16 protein-coding genes, 1 tRNA gene and 1 riboswitch are annotated in these 16,910 nt (G+C 40.3%); of the genes, 10 read left to right on the top strand and 7 right to left on the bottom strand.

All coding sequences use genetic code 11. The annotated features are described in order from the left end of the window. Nucleotides 1–197 precede the first annotated feature (197 nt). A riboswitch (PreQ1 riboswitch) is annotated at nt 198–242 on the top strand. 6 nt (nt 243–248) lie between these two features. The 5 genes from queF (at nt 249) to purB (ending at nt 5,025) form a co-directional block, all read left to right on the top strand. Beyond that, on the top strand, nt 249–719 hold the full coding sequence (gene queF, locus H3V00_RS07950; RefSeq protein ID WP_025329682.1) for a preQ(1) synthase: 471 nt from the start codon (nt 249–251) through the stop codon (nt 717–719). Between the two features lie 100 nt (nt 720–819). Beyond that, the gene (locus H3V00_RS07955; RefSeq protein WP_025329683.1) at nt 820–1,479 is read left to right on the top strand and encodes a 7-cyano-7-deazaguanine/7-aminomethyl-7-deazaguanine transporter; all 660 of its coding nucleotides are present in this window, start codon (nt 820–822) and stop codon (nt 1,477–1,479) included. A gap of 130 nt (nt 1,480–1,609) precedes the next feature. Further along, nucleotides 1,610–2,714 (top strand): peptide chain release factor 2 gene (gene prfB / locus H3V00_RS07960; protein WP_198207456.1). Its coding sequence is split into 2 segments (ribosomal slippage): nt 1,610–1,690 and nt 1,692–2,714, totalling 1,104 coding nucleotides; the frame shifts between segments, so codons are not numbered across the junction. Between the two features lie 59 nt (nt 2,715–2,773). Then, nucleotides 2,774–3,595 carry a glycosyltransferase family A protein gene (locus H3V00_RS07965; protein ID WP_198207458.1) on the top strand — a complete coding sequence of 274 codons (822 nt, stop codon included), beginning with the start codon at nt 2,774–2,776 and terminating at the stop codon, nt 3,593–3,595. Between the two features lie 59 nt (nt 3,596–3,654). After that, entirely contained in the window at nt 3,655–5,025 is a 1,371-nt protein-coding gene (purB, locus tag H3V00_RS07970) for an adenylosuccinate lyase (protein WP_198207460.1), read from the top strand. Nucleotides 5,026–5,538: 513 nt separating this feature from the next. On the opposite strand, the gene H3V00_RS07975 is transcribed toward purB, so the two are convergent. The 6 genes from H3V00_RS07975 to H3V00_RS08000 form a co-directional block, all read right to left on the bottom strand. Continuing rightward, nucleotides 5,539–5,709 (bottom strand): hypothetical protein, encoded by a 171-nt coding sequence (locus tag H3V00_RS07975; protein WP_198207462.1) that lies wholly within the window; start codon nt 5,707–5,709, stop codon nt 5,539–5,541. A 260-nt stretch (nt 5,710–5,969) separates the two neighbouring features. Further along, nucleotides 5,970–6,356, bottom strand: coding sequence for a VOC family protein (locus H3V00_RS07980; protein WP_198207464.1), 387 nt, complete (start codon nt 6,354–6,356; stop codon nt 5,970–5,972). Between the two features lie 378 nt (nt 6,357–6,734). After that, the gene (hisD, locus tag H3V00_RS07985) at nt 6,735–8,024 is read right to left on the bottom strand and encodes a histidinol dehydrogenase (protein WP_198207466.1); all 1,290 of its coding nucleotides are present in this window, start codon (nt 8,022–8,024) and stop codon (nt 6,735–6,737) included. Nucleotides 8,025–8,072: 48 nt separating this feature from the next. Then, on the bottom strand, nt 8,073–9,560 hold the full coding sequence (locus H3V00_RS11665; protein ID WP_198207468.1) for an NYN domain-containing protein: 1,488 nt from the start codon (nt 9,558–9,560) through the stop codon (nt 8,073–8,075). Between the two features lie 25 nt (nt 9,561–9,585). Then, entirely contained in the window at nt 9,586–10,239 is a 654-nt protein-coding gene (hisG, locus tag H3V00_RS07995; RefSeq protein WP_025329689.1) for an ATP phosphoribosyltransferase, read from the bottom strand. A 109-nt stretch (nt 10,240–10,348) separates the two neighbouring features. Beyond that, entirely contained in the window at nt 10,349–10,999 is a 651-nt protein-coding gene (locus tag H3V00_RS08000; RefSeq protein WP_037391812.1) for an SCO family protein, read from the bottom strand. Nucleotides 11,000–11,200: 201 nt separating this feature from the next. Between H3V00_RS08000 and H3V00_RS08005 the strand changes: the two genes are divergently transcribed. The 3 genes from H3V00_RS08005 to nfsB all read left to right on the top strand — a co-directional run bounded on the left by H3V00_RS08005 (nt 11,201) and on the right by nfsB (nt 13,455). After that, nucleotides 11,201–11,285 (top strand) — tRNA-Leu (locus tag H3V00_RS08005). Between the two features lie 279 nt (nt 11,286–11,564). After that, on the top strand, nt 11,565–12,491 hold the full coding sequence (locus H3V00_RS08010) for a nuclease-related domain-containing protein (RefSeq protein WP_198207470.1): 927 nt from the start codon (nt 11,565–11,567) through the stop codon (nt 12,489–12,491). Nucleotides 12,492–12,810: 319 nt separating this feature from the next. Next, the gene (gene nfsB / locus H3V00_RS08015) at nt 12,811–13,455 is read left to right on the top strand and encodes an oxygen-insensitive NAD(P)H nitroreductase (protein ID WP_198207472.1); all 645 of its coding nucleotides are present in this window, start codon (nt 12,811–12,813) and stop codon (nt 13,453–13,455) included. Between the two features lie 850 nt (nt 13,456–14,305). Here nfsB and H3V00_RS08020 read toward each other — a convergent pair. After that, nucleotides 14,306–14,935 carry a 5-formyltetrahydrofolate cyclo-ligase gene (locus H3V00_RS08020; RefSeq protein ID WP_174830830.1) on the bottom strand — a complete coding sequence of 210 codons (630 nt, stop codon included), beginning with the start codon at nt 14,933–14,935 and terminating at the stop codon, nt 14,306–14,308. Nucleotides 14,936–15,128: 193 nt separating this feature from the next. Here H3V00_RS08020 and rpsB point away from each other — a divergent pair, with 193 nt between their 5' ends. Next, entirely contained in the window at nt 15,129–15,878 is a 750-nt protein-coding gene (gene rpsB / locus H3V00_RS08025) for a 30S ribosomal protein S2 (RefSeq protein WP_025329694.1), read from the top strand. 113 nt (nt 15,879–15,991) lie between these two features. Continuing rightward, complete coding sequence (gene tsf, locus H3V00_RS08030; RefSeq protein ID WP_025329695.1) at nt 15,992–16,864, top strand: translation elongation factor Ts; 873 nt, start codon at nt 15,992–15,994, stop codon at nt 16,862–16,864. The last annotated feature ends 46 nt before the right edge of the window (nt 16,865–16,910 follow it).

Below are 16,910 nucleotides of genomic sequence, written 5' to 3' on the forward strand. Positions count from 1 at the left end.
AAAGCAAGGACAAAACTTTGGTAAAGATATATTATTGCTTAAATTCGGATTTAAATAACATTTAATTATTTTTTATGATGATTTTTTATAAATTATCGGAATAATATACCAATAATAACCATTATATTGTCTTTACGTAATAGAGCGGATTTTACTGATATAGTTTTGATTTCAGACAAATTTCAGGTACAATCGCCCACCCTGTGGTTCGTAAACCTCCCACATAAAAAAACTAGGAAATCAAATATATGCGTGCGCAAAATAATCTGGGCACGGTGAGCCTGCTGGGTAATCAGCATACGGAATATCGTAGTGATTATGCCCCGGAGCTGCTGGAAGCCTTCGACAATCAACACCCTGATAACGATTATTTCGTTAAATTTATCTGTCCTGAATTCACCAGTCTGTGCCCGAAAACCGGCCAGCCGGACTTTGCTACCATTTATATCAATTATTTACCGCGTTTGCGTATGGTAGAAAGCAAATCATTAAAACTGTATCTGTTCAGTTTCCGCAATCATGGTGATTTTCATGAAGATTGTGTCAATATCATCATGAAAGACCTGATTGCCCTGATGCAGCCCAAATACATTGAGGTATATGGTGAATTTACACCGCGTGGCGGTATCGCCATCCATCCGTATGCCAATTATGGTGAGCCTGATACACGTTATAGCGATATGGCTGCACAGCGATTACTTCAGTTTCAGGTGAAATAAGTCTTCTTAAAATGACACAAGTATCTCAGGCTGCCGGTTTACATCATCCGGGCAGTTTTACTGCCTGGCGCAGTTACCGATACAACTGATAGGAATAAATATGTATGAATTTTCTGATGCGCAACGCTATAAGGCATTGCGCTGGCTGACGTTCTGGCACATGCTGGTAATCGTAGCCAGTAATTATCTGGTACAGTTTCCCTTTACTTTATTTGGATTACACAATACCTGGGGTGCTTTTACCTTTCCGTTTATTTTTCTTACCACTGATTTAACGGTAAGAATTTTTGGTTCAGGTCTGGCGCGCCGAATCATTTTCTGGGTAATGCTGCCATCATTACTGTTTTCTTATGCCATTTCTGTCCTGTTTCAGGACGGGCACTGGATGGGCTGGGCGGCATTAAGCCATTTTGATTTATTTGTTGCCCGCATTGCCCTGGCCAGTTTTACAGCCTATGTGGTCGGTCAGCTGATGGATATTCTGGTATTTAACCGGCTGCGGCAGTGCCGGCGCTGGTGGCCTGCTCCCAGTGCTTCTGCTGTTTTAGGCAGTGCTGTAGATACATTGCTGTTTTTTGCTGTTGCGTTTTACCATTCGCCGGATGCATTTATGGCCGAGAACTGGTTACAGATTTCCCTGACCGATTATGCGTTCAAAATCAGCGTTGCCGCTCTGTTTTTCCTGCCTACTTATGGTATCGTACTGCGCTATTTATTATACAAACTAACTGCTTTGGCGCCACGTACCGTAAACGGGTAAAAAGAATTATCAATCAACATCTGATTACAATTTATTCTTTATCATCAGGCCGCTTAAAAGCGGCCTGATTGACACACCGGCTTCTGTTATAATACGCGCCTATTTTCAAATACATGGCTAAGAGAACATCATGGAAGCGGAGCAGATTAATCAATTGAATAATATTCTGGATGATATGGCATCCCGTAGTCACGATTTACGGAGGTATCTTTGACTACGCTGGCAAAAAAGACCGCCTCGAAGAAGTAATTGGTCTGTCAGAAGATCCTGAGTTGTGGAACGATCCGAAAAAAGCTCAGGAAGTCGGTAAAGAACGCAAAGTGCTGGAGGGCATCGTACTCACACTGGATCATCTGCACAGCGGTATCGAAGATAACCGGATGCTGCTGCAGATGGCTGTGGAGGAAAATGATACAGACGGTTTTGACGCCGTTCAGGCAGATATTACCGCCTTACAGGATGAACTGGTACAGCTGGAATTCAAACGTATGTTTAATCAGCCTGCCGATGTCAATAACTGCTTCATAGATATTGTTGCCGGTGCCGGCGGTACAGAGGCGGAAGACTGGGCTGGGATGCTGTTGCGCATGTATGTGCGCTATGGCGAACGCAAAGGCTTCAAAGTAGAAGTACTTGAAGAAGATGAAGGCGAAATTGCCGGTGTGAATCGTGCTACCATCAAACTGGACGGAGAGTACGCCTACGGATTGCTGCGTACTGAAACCGGTATTCACCGTCTGGTACGGTATTCACCTTTTGATTCAAATAACAAACGGCATACTTCATTTGCATCGGTATTTGTCTATCCTGAAGTTGATGACAGCTTTGAAATTGAAATTAATCCGGCTGATTTGCGTATTGATACCTATCGTGCTTCTGGAGCTGGTGGTCAGCACATTAATAAAACTGATTCAGCTGTACGTATTACCCATGAACCAACCGGTATTGTGGTGCAGTGCCAGAATGACCGTTCTCAGCACCGTAACCGCGAAGAAGCAATGAATATGCTTAAGGCAAAATTGTTCGAGCTGGAAATGCGCCGGCGTAATGAAGAAAAGCAGAATCTGGAAGCCAGTAAAGATGATGTGGGCTGGGGACATCAGATTCGTTCTTATGTATTCGACTCTTCGCGAATCAAGGATTTACGTACCGGCTATGAAGTCGGCAATATCAAGGCAGTTATGGATGGCGACCTTGATGGCTTTATTGAAGCCAGTCTGAAACAGGGTGTTTAAGAAACAGTCACGAGGCTGTCTGATGCATTTAGGCAGCCTTATTTTTTAAGGTATGTAGCATGAGTTGTATTGATGTCATTATTCCCTGCTACAACGCAGAAAACACACTGGCGCGGGCTGTAGAAAGTGTACTGGCACAGCCGGAGCTGGGTTGTCTGTGGCTGATTGATGATGCCTCTACCGATAATACCGCCATCCTGATTCAGCAGTGGCAGCAGCGTTATCCGCAAAAAATTCGTGCAGAATATCTGGTATCTAATCGCGGACCTGCGCTGGCGCGTAACTGGGGGGCATTATTGTCCGCCAGCAGCCATATTGCTTTTCTGGATGCCGATGATGCCTATCAGCCTCATGCCTTACAGGCAGCATGTGCCGTATTTCACTTTCGCCCGCAGAGTGGTTTATTGCGCCTGCCGGTAACCGGATACAATATTCCGGAAGAATACCGCGAGCATGAACAGTTTGATCTGATCTGGCGTACTTTTGAAATGATTACCGCCACCAATACCGTTTTTAACCGTGCCTATTTTCTCGCCTGTGGTGGTTTTCCGGCTGACTCACTGTTTCGGCAGCTGGGCGGGGAAGATGGTGCTCTTGGTCTGGCTACAATAGAAAGCTGCATGGTTGCTACTCTTTTTGATAAAGCCGGCATGACCGACATCGGTGTCAATTTTTATGGTCATGACAGTATGTATGTACGTAAACTGTTTGATTCGATGCTGTCAGGGCAAGCTCATCCTGATTGTGATGAGCTTGCGATGCAGCAGGCCAATACCGTTACTCAGACTATTGTGCATCGCTTACTCGATTTGCGTCAGATACTGAATCATCCGAAACCGGGAAAGCAGGCATTACAGCTTTTTACTGATTTAACCGGTTAATGCTGTCGCATCGGATTAACTGAAAATTGTCTTTTGATAACTCTGGAAGTAGAAGAAACATGATAAATCCGTTATATGCGCTGTCTCCGCTGGATGGGCGCTATGCATCGTCTGTGGCTGATTTGCGCCCGATTTTTTCTGAATATGGTCTGATGCATGCTCGCGTACAGGTTGAGCTTGGCTGGCTGAAAGCACTGGCAGCCGAAGCTGGAATTAGTGAAGTTCCGCCATTTAGTCCGGCCACCATTGCAGAAATTGATCGTGTTATTGCTGAATTTTCAATAGCAGATGCCGAAGCAGTTAAAGCTATAGAAGCCACAACCAATCATGATGTGAAAGCTATTGAATACTGGCTGAAACAGCGTTTTGCCAATGTACCTGAAGTTATGGCAGTCAGTGAATTCATTCATTTTTCCTGTACCAGTGAGGATATCAATAATCTTTCACATGCTCTGATGCTGAAACAGGCACGTGATGAAGTACTGCTGCCTAAACTTAATGAACTGATAACTGTATTGCGCAATCTGGCGCATACTCATGCTGCTTTGCCTATGATGTGCCGCACCCATGGGCAGCCGGCCACTCCCAGTACACTGGGTAAAGAAATTGCCAATGTCGTGGCTCGTCTGCAAAGACAAATGGACTCAGTCCGGCAACAGCAGTTTCTGGGTAAAATCAATGGTGCTGTGGGTAATTACAACGCGCATCTGGTTGCCTATCCCGATATAGACTGGGAAGGACATTGCCGCCGTTTTGTCGAATATAATCTGGGGCTGACCTTTAACCCCTATACTATTCAGATTGAACCACATGATTATATGGCGGAATTTTTCCAGACAATTAGCCGTATAAACACCATTCTGATCGATTTTAACCGTGATATCTGGGGCTATATCTCTATTGGCTATTTCCGGCAGAAAGTTAAAGCCGGAGAAGTTGGTTCTTCTACTATGCCACACAAAGTCAATCCGATTGATTTTGAAAATTCAGAAGGTAATCTGGGTATGGCCAATGCTGTGCTGGGTTTCCTTGCTGAAAAACTGCCGGTATCCCGCTGGCAGCGCGATTTAACTGATAGTACTGTATTGCGTAATATGGGGACAGGCTTCGGTTACACTATATTGGGACTGACAGCGCATTTGCGTGGTCTGAATAAGCTGGAAATCAATTCTGCTGCGTTTGCCGCAGATCTGGATGCAACATGGGAGCTGCTGGCTGAGCCGATTCAGACAGTAATGCGTCGCTACGGAGTTGCTAATCCGTATGAACAGCTTAAAGAACTTACCCGTGGTAAGCATGGAATTACCCCTGAAAGTTTGCAGACATTTATAAATCAGCTGGCTATTCCAGACACGGCAAAAGCACAGTTACTGGCGCTTACTCCTGCATTATATGTAGGTAAGGCTCAGGAGCTGGCAGAACGAATCTGAATATAATGATTAACAGGGGAAAGCAGTGAAACTCTTTCCCCTTATCTTAAAGTAATTCAATAAACTGACTTTTAAATATTATTGTAAAAATGCAAGATATATTATGGCATAGCTCAGAAAATATAATCACAGACAGCTTAGCCCGCTCAGTGAGATTAATGCAAATAACTTTTAACGAATAGAATTATAATCGCTTGGATATTATAATAATTTAAGATTGCTTCGTATTTAGAAATTGAGCTTATTCTAGGTAGAATATATTATTATGTAGACAATCGCATTGCACGTTAGTTATTACATTTTGATTTGTTTGATAAGAGTAAATAAATTTCAAAAATTGTAGTTAGTTTAATTCAGCTTTTGCTCAAGGTATTTAACAGTTGTTATAGTGGATTGTTAGTATTTAGTAAAATTTTTAACTATAAACATATAAACTGAGTAATTGAACATATTATTGAATAATTATTAAACAGTATAAAAAAGCCTAAATCTTTAGATTTAGGCTTTTTTATACTAAGCGTACATAATTAATACCCAAGTAACAGCTTTGCCACGATAGGGTGGGAATGTATTACCTTCGGCAATAGGAGCGGTTGTTGATGGTTCTTCTTGGACTTTCCAAACACCACTTTCAGGACATTTTTCACCCGTCTTACAAGTCGTTCCTAAAGGTTTTTTTTGCATATAAAATCTCCAAATATAGAAATAAACATCGAATTGATGCAATAAAAATATATGAATAGATTTTACAATTTCAATACCATATATAAAATATTTTTATAAAAATTTTATATTAGTTAATATAATAAAATTTGGAAAATATATGTCTAGATATTATTTAAATTTATTATGATTAACTGATTTATTTTAAGCAATAAATAATCATTAGGTATTTAGTTATCATGTTCGAATGTTTTTGTTAGTAATAAATTATCTGGGTAAATTTATTGATTTGGATAATTCGATAATTCAATAAGATTATTATCCGGATCACGAATATAAATCGAAGTAATTTTTCCACAAGCTCCGGTACGAGAAGTTGGCTCTAGTTCTAATGGAATATTATGCTGATGTAAAACAGCCATTACTTCATCCAGAGTCTGCTCTACAATAAAGCACAAGTCAGCAGAACCGGGAGTAGGGTGTTTCGCTTTAGGTTTAAATTCATGTCCTTGTTGATGTAAATTAATCTTCATCTGACCAAAATGCAAAGCAGTACGATTATCTGCAAATGTACTTACCTGCATGCCAAGTACATCAGCATAAAAAGCGCAGGAGGCCTGAATATCTTTAACAGTTAATACCAGATGATCCAGTCTTTTAATCTGCATTATTAACTCCTTACTATAAAATTAGAATAGTAGTGTATTCACAACTCAGTATAAGCCCGGCCCCATTGAGTGTGTCAATAGAGAAAAAATGACGCTTACAAATAATTGTTTAAATTGACGTTTAGTATTGTAGTCTGGAAACATTCAGCATATAAAAATACAAAATATTTTTAGGTTTTTATTAGCAAAGTGTTTAATTTTATGATATTTGATTTAAATTATTATCGTATTATTATTAGAGTTCGTATTTTCAATTGTCTGGGTTCAGATTAAACACAGATTCCAGAAATAGATTAAAATCTGCATGAAGTAGTTAGTCACACAGCATAAATAAAAATGCCAATGCTATTGAAGCATTGGCACGTGTGAATAAAATCTTTATTCCATACGCAGTTCAGCAGACCTTGCGTGTGCAGTCAGGCCTTCACCATGTGCCAGAATGCTGGCAATTTGTCCTAACTGTCGGGCACCCTCAGCAGAAACCTGAATCAGACTGCTGCGTTTTTGAAAATCGTATACACCCAGCGGGGAAGCAAACCGAGCAGTACGGCTGGTTGGTAATACGTGATTAGGGCCGGCACAATAATCTCCCAGACTCTCACTGGTATATTGCCCCATGAAAATAGCACCGGCATGCCGGATTTTCGGTGCCCATTTTTGTGGGTCAGCTACCGAAAGCTCCAGATGTTCAGGTGCCAGATAATTGGCAATATCACATGCTTCATCCAGATTCTGAGCCTGAATAATGGCTCCGCGATTAGTCAGTGAAGCTTCAATGATATCCTTGCGTGGCATCTGTGCTATTAACTCATCCATCTGGGCTTCTACTTCCTGAGCATAATCTGCATTGGTTGTGATCAGTATAGCCTGTGCAATTTCATCATGCTCTGCCTGACTGAATAGATCCATAGCCACCCATTTGGCCGGAGTAGTACCATCGGCAATCACCAGAATCTCACTAGGGCCGGCAACCATATCAATACCAACAACACCAAATACCCGCCTTTTGGCTGCAGCAACATAAGCATTGCCGGGTCCGGTAATTTTATCAACCTGAGCAATACTTTGTGTTCCATAAGCTAAAGCTGCTATGGCCTGAGCGCCACCTATAGTAAAGACTTGAGTAACTCCGGCTACATAAGCTGCCGCCAGAACAATATCATTTCTATCTCCATATGGCATCGGTACAACCATCACAATTTCAGCGACACCGGCTACATGTGCCGGCATGGCATTCATCATCACTGAGCTTGGATAAGCCGCTTTACCGCCAGGTACATAAATGCCTACTCTGTCCAGAGCAGTAATTTGCTGCCCCAGTAAAGTACCATTTTCATCTTCATATTGCCATGATTGCTGTTTCTGGTGTTGGTGATAGCTTTCAATCCGTTTAGCAGCAGTTTGTAAAGCTGTCTGCACATCTGCCGGCAGACGGGCAAATGCTGCGGCCAGATCTGTCTGACTTAATGTCAGATCAGCCATAGACTGAGCCTGTGTGTGATCAAAACGATTAGTATATTCAATTACAGCTGCATCACCGCGTTGCTGCACATCTGTACAAATAGCGGCCACAGCTGCATCCACTTGTGGATCCTGTGCAGTTTCGAATGCCTGTAATGCAGTTAGCTGGGCTTTAAAATCAGCATCCAGCGTAGAAATATATTTCATGCCTATGTATAACGGGCAGCCTGAGCTGCCCGATCCTGATATCATTAATTAAAAATTATTGCCGAAATTATCATCATCTTCATCGATAACCGGTGTTTTTGATTTAGCGGCCAGTTCATGAGCCGGAATAGTATTACCATCTACTTCAATATCATAAGGTTTTACTACCCGTACCCGTAAGCCACGGCCGGCCTTACGGCTGTCTACCCACTCACTGCTAATTGCTGAAATAGCATTATTGGCATTGTCAAAACCATAGTCTTTAGCATTAAAGCCGCCATCGCTAGTTACCAGCTCGCGAGCAACTGAGCTTACTGTCGCCCAGCCTTCAATATCACAGGTTCTTTCAATGGCCTTTTGTACCATCGGCACCAGACGGTTCCAGTGGTGCTGGCTGGATGTTTCACCGGAAGAACGACCAGATTTGGATGAGCGGTTATTGAAACCGGATTTTGCTGGACGACCACGACCACGGCTACTTTCCGCAGGAGTTACCGTCGTTTCGAATACCGTCTTACGGGGACGGCCACGGCCGCGTTTAGTCTGATCATCCCGGCCCTTTTCATAACTGGTGAATTCTGGAGCTCTGGTTTCAATCTGTACCAGCACTGGTTCTTTAGCTTTGCTTTTTTCTTCCGGCTCAATGGTTACACTTACTTTTTCTGCAGGCATGGCTGTGCTGACTGCCGGAATGGTAATAACCAGTGGCGCATCATTATTCTGCTGGAAAGCTGTCGGCTCACTAACCGATGTGTAAGGTTTGCTTTCTGTTTTAGGCGCAAGGCTACTATTGCGTTTTTTCAGACGCAGCCATAAATGATTGCCGTGCATCTGAGTTTCGAAAATATCGATGGCACTGATCAGATAAGAGAGTTTGGTATAACCATAATTACGTGCATCGAAATCGGAATTAACCTTGTTGATATACTGACCAATAACGCCCAGTGATGTCCAGCCATCATCATCTGCATGCTCCTTCACTGCATTGCGGAACAGATTCATCAGTGCAGTATCCTGTTTCAGCTCAGCCGGAGTTTTGCGTTTATTGCGGAAAATCGGTGTCTGGACTTTATCTTCACCGATATCTACTGTGGTATGGCTAAGTAGATTCTCAGTATAAATAAATTTATCACATGCTTTACGGAAAGATTCGGGTGTTTTTTTCTGCCCGAAACCATAAACAGTCAGACCATTTTCACGAATACGGGAAGCCAGACGGGTAAAATCACTGTCACTGGATACAATACAGAAGCCGTCAAAAGTATTACTGTATAATAAATCCATGGCATCAATTACCATAGCCATATCAGTGGCATTTTTTCCCTTAGTATAGGCAAATTGCTGTACAGGGGTAATAGCGTGTGGTAACAGTGCATCTTTCCATTTGGACAGGCCGCTGCTCCAGTCGCCATAAATGCGTTTAACGCTGGCAATACCGTATTTGGCAATCTCTTCCAGTAAAGATTCAACAATACTGGCTGAAGCATTATCAGCATCAATAAGTACTGCCAGTTTGGCCGAATTTTCCGTAGTCATTTATAGAATTCCTGTTAATAAAAATTTAAATTTCGTGATTTCGTGCACTAGTAAATACATTAATAATTGGTTGTATAGCTGCATATTTCAGCTTTAAGGCCGCCTTATTTACGACCAGCCGGCTGGAAATATCTACAACATGCTCTACAGCCTCTAGGTTATTTGCCTTTAACGTATTACCCGTCGAAACCAAATCAACAATTGCATCAGCCAACCCTACCAGAGGTGCCAGCTCCATTGAACCATATAATTTAATTAAATCAATGTGTACGCCTTTGCCGGCAAAATGTTCAGCAGCAATATTAGGGTATTTACTGGCTACGCGTAAGCGGCAGCCGGGTTGTGAAGCTGCTGCGTAGTCAAACCCTTTGCGTACGGCTACCATCATTCTGCAACGGGCAATATTCAAATCCAAAGGTTGATATAACCCGTCGCCATCATGTTCAATTAAAACATCTTTTCCAGCAATTCCAAAATCAGCTGCTCCGTATTGCACATATGTAGGTACATCTGTTGCCCGAACAATGATTAAACGGATATTGTCATGGTTAGTATTAATAATCAGTTTACGTGACTCTTCCGGGTCTTCAATAGCATTAATTCCTGCCGCAGCGAGTAATGGCAAGGTTTCTTCATAAATTCGACCTTTAGATAACGCTATGGTTAATTGTACAGTCATTTTTTTGTCAGTGTTGAATAATATACATAAAAGCAAACTTATTAAGCGATAAATTATTTTTGCAGAAAAATAAGTTTGCAGAAATTATAAAAATAATAATTAAATAATTTTAATCCAGTAATTGTTTTATGTCATGAGCCAATTGTGCCGCTGTCTGGCTGTGTGGTTCATAAACTACGGTACGGCCTTGTTTATCAATTAAATATGTTCCTGTGCTGTGATCCATTAAATATTCACTGGAACTACTGCCTGCTACTTTATGTACAGCAATTTTATACTGATTAATAACGTTATTAAGCTCTTGCTGATGTTGTTTATCTACAGTTAAACCAATAAAGTCAGGGTTAAATGCCGGAGCATAAGCCTCCATAACCTGTGGTGTATCACGCAGCGGATCAACCGTAATAAACAATACCTGTACCTGTTTTCCCTGCTCACCTAGCTGATTTATTGCATCTGCATAAGCAAGCAGATTAGTCGGGCAAACATCCGGACAATGGGTATAACCGAACACTAATACTACTATTTTACCCTGAAAATCACGCAGATGTACTGTTTTACCGTCAGAACCAAGCAAGGAAAAATCTTTACCACCCAAGCCGGCATCGCGTACATCACTGCCTTCAAAATTATACTGATGCAGTGGTTTGGCTGAATCAGCACTTGCTGGCTGAGCATTGTTAACTGCCGACTGAGGCTGGCAGGCACCCAATAAAATCGCGGATGTTAATACAGCCAGAAAATTTTGTATGTTAAGCATAAAGTTAATAATAATACAAAAATGAACTTTAAATAAATATTTAAAATTCAGAAATTTTTTAATTTTAAAATTAATAAGTAAAATATAAAAAAATCCAAAAATAAAATCAATATTTTATTCAGAATCAGTTAAAAAAATTTTTTACCATAAAAAAATTCTTTACAGCCATGGAAAATCCGTTATAATGCGTCTTCTTCGCTAGCCCAGGTGGCGAAATTGGTAGACGCAGGGGACTCAAAATCCCCCGCCGCAAGGTGTGACGGTTCGAGTCCGTCCCTGGGCACCAGATTCTGAAAACCGCTGATAACAGCGGTTTTTTTATTTTCGCAGTTAACAGCCTGTCAGACTAATGATATGCAGAAATTTATCAAACTTGATAGCTAAATCATGAGAAAAACATAATAGCTTATTTGGCATAATCATTATAGCTAGTGAGTCGTATTATTAAATATAATACGACTCTTTTGGTTTCCGGTGGTTTTATCATTTACCGGACAATCATAGAAAACCCCATATCAGACCCAGACAGACATCTATCACTAATTATTGCAATTGAATTCTAAAAATGATTTTTAAGCAGGCTGACAGTAAAGTAAAAGACATAGAAATACTCCACCAGCTATTGCAACGGTCTGATCTAACACAGCAGACGCGTCAGCATATTGAACATCATCTGCGGTTAATCCGTTCGGGAATCAAAGGTGAAGCAGAATCTGCTTATCAGCTGCAGTTTCATTTTGGCAATCATTCCGAATGGGTAATTATTAATGATTTAAGATTAAAGTATCAGGGAAAAGTGGCACAAATCGACCATTTGCTGATTAACCGCTATCTACAAATATTTGTATGTGAAAGTAAAAGAATAACTGGCAGCCTGATTATTAATGAGCAGGGTGAGTTTTCACGTATATATGAAGGTAATGAACAGGGAATGTCTTCTCCTCTTGAACAAAACCGACGTCATATCAGCCTGCTGAATAATTTATTACTTTCAGATAAGATTCAGCTGCCCATCCGTTTTGGCAGAAAATTGCGTCCGTCATTATATAGCCTGATACTCGTCTCTAACGATGCCTGTATCCGGCGTCCCCGAAATCCAGTTTCTGGATTGGACAGCGTAATAAAAAATGAGCAATTGCAAACAAAAGTACAGCAGTTAAGCAAACCCGCGGGTATCTTAAGTTTTATCCGTACAGCACCAATTGCCAGTATACAAAAATTTGCCCGTCAGCTGGTGCAGTTGCATCAACCAGCACGATATGACTGGCCAAGTTATTTTGGTTTGAATAAGTCATCTGATCAATTGATAACTAAATCAGCTCATATAGCTCATCCACAAAATGAAAATTTGAGTTCAGCAACTTATTATTTTTGCTCCATGTGTCATAAAAATATTTCATCAGGCGTAGTTGATTATTGCCGGAATCATAAAAATATATTTGGCGGTAAAATATATTGTTATCAGTGTCAGCAAAAAATTAAACAACAATGAATAGTGATGATTTCAGTATGTTATTGAGAAGTTAGATACACTAAATATACTGGTTTAAAAGTAATGTATACCATGAACATTATTATTTTACTGAACAATTTTTTACATAAAATACTATTGGTAAAATTTTTCAGAAGTACCATATTCAAATATATATTAATGTAAGCTAATTGATTTATATAGCCGGTATATTATATATAGTGGTTATATATATTTTATGAGTATCCTTACCTATTTAATCAATATGATTATTATTTTTGAATTAAAATAATCAATTGAATTATTTAATAATTATTGAGAAACAACAGGAATCCAGACAATGAATATTACTGATATATCCAAACAGCGTTATACGACCAAACATTACGATAAAACAAAAAAAATTCCGGAAGAACAATTGGCGCAACTATTTGAAGTTATCAGGAATAGCCCTTCATCAGTAAATTCACAGCCTTGGCATTTTTTTGTAGTGGATAATGACGATGCTCGTGCCAAAATCATGCCGGCACTTGTAGAAATGAATCATCCACGGGTAGCTGATTCATCACATACCTTAATATTCTGTGCTAAAACTCCTCTGGATGAGCAGCATTTACAGAATGTACTGGCTCAGGAAGAAAAGGATGGTCGTTTCGAAGAAGGTGAAATCAAGGAAATGATGGATAAAGGTCGCCATTTTTATGTTAATAAAAATAGCGCGACACCACATAGCCAGCTTGAGTGGGAAAGCAGACAGTTATATATTGTATTGGGGCAGTTATTATTTGCAGCAGCTGCTATTGGTATCGATTCAACAGCAATTGAAGGCTTTGATGATCAGAAAATGGATGAAATTCTTGGTCTGCAACAGCAGGGGTTGAAAAGCGTACTGGTAGTCAGTCTTGGCTATCGTGCCGCTAATGACAGTAATGCTACCCGGCCAAAATCACGCCTGCCTGAAGAGCAGATATTTACTCGCTTGTAATTATTAGTTCCAGACTATTACCGATTATCGGGCAAAACAATAAATATACTGATATCCGTATTTTATTGTTTTGCCTTCTAAGAAAATTGTACTTATGTGCTGAATTATATATTTGTCGGTAGCACCTTCGAATATAAGACTTAGCTAACCTTATAATTGATTTGATTTAGTTTAAAATGAGATCTATTCAGAAATAACGGGACAGCTAAATTCCTGATTACTAAATGATAACAACGAAGAGAAAACTTGCTGAATAATACAATTTAATAATGCTAAAGCTTAAAGAAAATAATCATTTAATTTTTATCTTTTTCTTTTAAATTACTGCGGAATAATAGTCAAAACTTTCGCTTGAATCTAAATGGTATATTTTGCATCAGCAGATAAAGTGTATTGTATTAACCAAGGTGATACTGATAGTTTACAGTTTCTAATTCTTACTCTGAATTGTGTTGATATTATTAATAATTAATACAGTTATCCTGTCTGGTTTAAGCATAATAAAATCATCTTTAAAATAAAAAATCATAGAATAAATTATCTTGAAAAATAAAATTTGATAAGACTGGTTTATATTCAGATAAATAACCGTTTATTCCAGCCAAACCGTATTTTCTATTCTTTCGAGCAAAAATTTTCTATCTTTAGATAGTTTAATTAGCATATCATCAGGAAATCATAAGCCAAGCTCTAATAAATAAATGTATCCCGCAATATCTTCATTTAAAAATATTACTTTTGCATAATATTTTATTTTTACAATCTATTTAAGATTTTTGAAATTAAATTTATCGCTTATTTATACTTTTAAAAGTATCTTAAATACTAAAACCATTTTCTGTATAAATATTCAAGCAGATAATTTATTTATACCCAGCTTAAAGTGCACAATACCTTGTTCACAGACAAAATAAGGTATTTTGATATCATGTTTTTCAGTTTGAATTTCTTGTAACCGCTGGCAGGCAAAACCAGCCCCTATTAATTTCGGTTGCCAGGATTGTAATGCAGAAAGTGTGGCATCGTAATAACCGCCGCCTTGTCCCAAACGATTACCTCTTTGATCGATTCCCAGCAACGGTACAATCAGAGTATGTAAATAGCGAGCCCGAATGCGCTGACCATGAAATTGAGGAATTAAACCGCGCTTTTGTTTTAAACCGTACTGAGCCATAAAACGGGCTGTGGCTTGCTTACGAGAGAAGATAGGGCAAGGAGTAAACCATAATTGTCGTTGTCTAGCTGCAATATAAGGCAAATAAACTGTTGCTCCGCGTTTCTGAGCAGTAATAATAAATGACCACAGTGATAATTCACTGCCTACTGCCCAGTATACGGCTATCCGTTTATCACGTCGGATCAGAGGATAGAGTAGACGGTTAATTCGGGTAGTAGCATGCTGACGTATATCATCCTTTAACTGCTGACGCTGCCGGCGCAAATAACCACGCTGTTGTCTTTTATCTGTATGTATCTGCATAATTTAGCCTGTTAATACTCAGGCAGGATACCGTAAAGCCGCATACTTGCCGTAACTGCTTTTTTTCTGTATCATCTGAGTGTTTTACCTCGGTAAAAATAAACAACGCTCGCACTGTACGCGAAAGGGTGCTCTGTTACAGAGTTCTATGTGTGGCAGTGTCAGGCTTTAACCCTTTTAAGGATAGATTATTATGTCACAAATTACTATGCGCCAGATGCTGGAAGCGGGCGTACACTTTGGTCATCAGACACGTTACTGGAATCCGAAAATGGCTGAGTACATTTTTGGTGCGCGTAACAAAATCCATATCATCAATCTGGAAAAAACCCTGCCGATGTTTGTAGAGGCTCAGGATGTAGTACGTCGTCTGGCTGCCAATAAAGGAACTGTACTGTTCGTAGGTACTAAACGTCAGGCACGTGATATCGTTAAGGAAGAAGCTACCCGCGCCGGTGCTCCTTATGTTGATCATCGCTGGTTGGGCGGTATGCTGACTAACTACAAAACCGTAAAACAGTCTATTAAACGTCTGGAAGAAAAAACTGTTGCGCTGGAAAATGCTACTGAAGCCGGTTACGGTAAAAAAGAAGTATTGGAAATGCAGCGTGAAGTTGCTAAGCTGGAACGTTCTCTGGGTGGTATCAAAGATATGAAAGGCCTGCCTGATGCAATTTTCGTTATCGATACCGGTTATCAGAAAGGTACTTTGGTAGAGGCAGCTAAACTGGGTATTCCGGTTATCGCTGTGGTTGATACCAATAACAGCCCTGATGATGTTAAATATGTAATTCCGGGTAATGACGACTCAGCTAAGGCAATTCGTTTGTACTGCCGTGGTATTGCTGATGCCATTCTGGAAGGTAAAGCTCAGTCTTTACAGGAAGTGGTTCAGGCTGCTCAGGCCGCAGAAGAAAAACAGGCTGCAACTGCTGCTGAATAATTAGTTATCTCATATCTTTGTAAAAGAAGGGGACGTTAGTGCCCCTTTTTTTAAAACAATTTTTCAGCCTGATATCTGTTTGGCTGAGCATAATTAAGTTTAAGGAGTAAAACATGGCTGCAATTACTGCAAAAATGGTAGGTGATTTGCGTGCTGCTACCGGTTTGGGCATGATGGAATGCAAAAAAGCTTTGGTAGAAGCCGAAGGTAATATGGAAAAAGCCGAAGAAATTCTGCGCATTAAATCCGGTGCCAAAGCTGGTAAGCTGGCTGGCCGTACTGCAGCAGAAGGTGTAGTTGCTGAATACGTGGATGGCAAAGTAGGTGCAGTTGCTGAAATTAACTGTGAAACAGATTTCGTTGCCAAAGATGCCAGCTTTATGGCATTTGCTCAGGCTGTGGCTAAAGCTGTTGCCGTGCACAACCCTGCTACACTGGAAGCATTGGCTGAAGCCAAAACAGATGATGGCGTTACTGTTGAAGAAGCTCGTAAAGCTGTCATTGCTAAGCTGGGTGAAAATATCACTGTACGACGGTTTGAACGGATTGAAACTGATAACAGTTTGGTAACCTATATGCACGGTACCAAAATCGGTGTACTGGTAGAACACAAAGGTGGCGATACACAGGCTATCCGTCAGGTAGCCATGCACATTGCTGCATCCAAACCACAATGCGTTTCTGCTGCTGAAGTGAACCCGGAAATTGTGGCAAAAGAACGCCACATATATGAAGAGCAGGCTGCAGCTTCCGGTAAACCGGCAAATATCATTGAAAAAATGGTTGAAGGCCGGGTACAGAAATTCCTGGCTGAAGTAACTCTGCTGGGTCAGCAGTTCGTTATTAATCCTGACCAGACTGTGGAAAAATTCCTGAAAGAACAAAATGCTGAAGTAAGTCGTTTTGTTGCATTCCATGTTGGTGAAGGTATTGAGAAAAAAGAAGTGGATTATGCTGCTGAAGTAGCCGCTGCTTCTAAAGTATAAGGCTGTTTATGCCACGGGCACTCTGGATTCAGGCTCCTGAATCAGG

Origin of the sequence: Snodgrassella sp. W6238H11, from assembly GCF_016100525.1 — a bacterium.
Lineage (GTDB): Bacteria > Pseudomonadota > Gammaproteobacteria > Burkholderiales > Neisseriaceae > Snodgrassella > Snodgrassella alvi.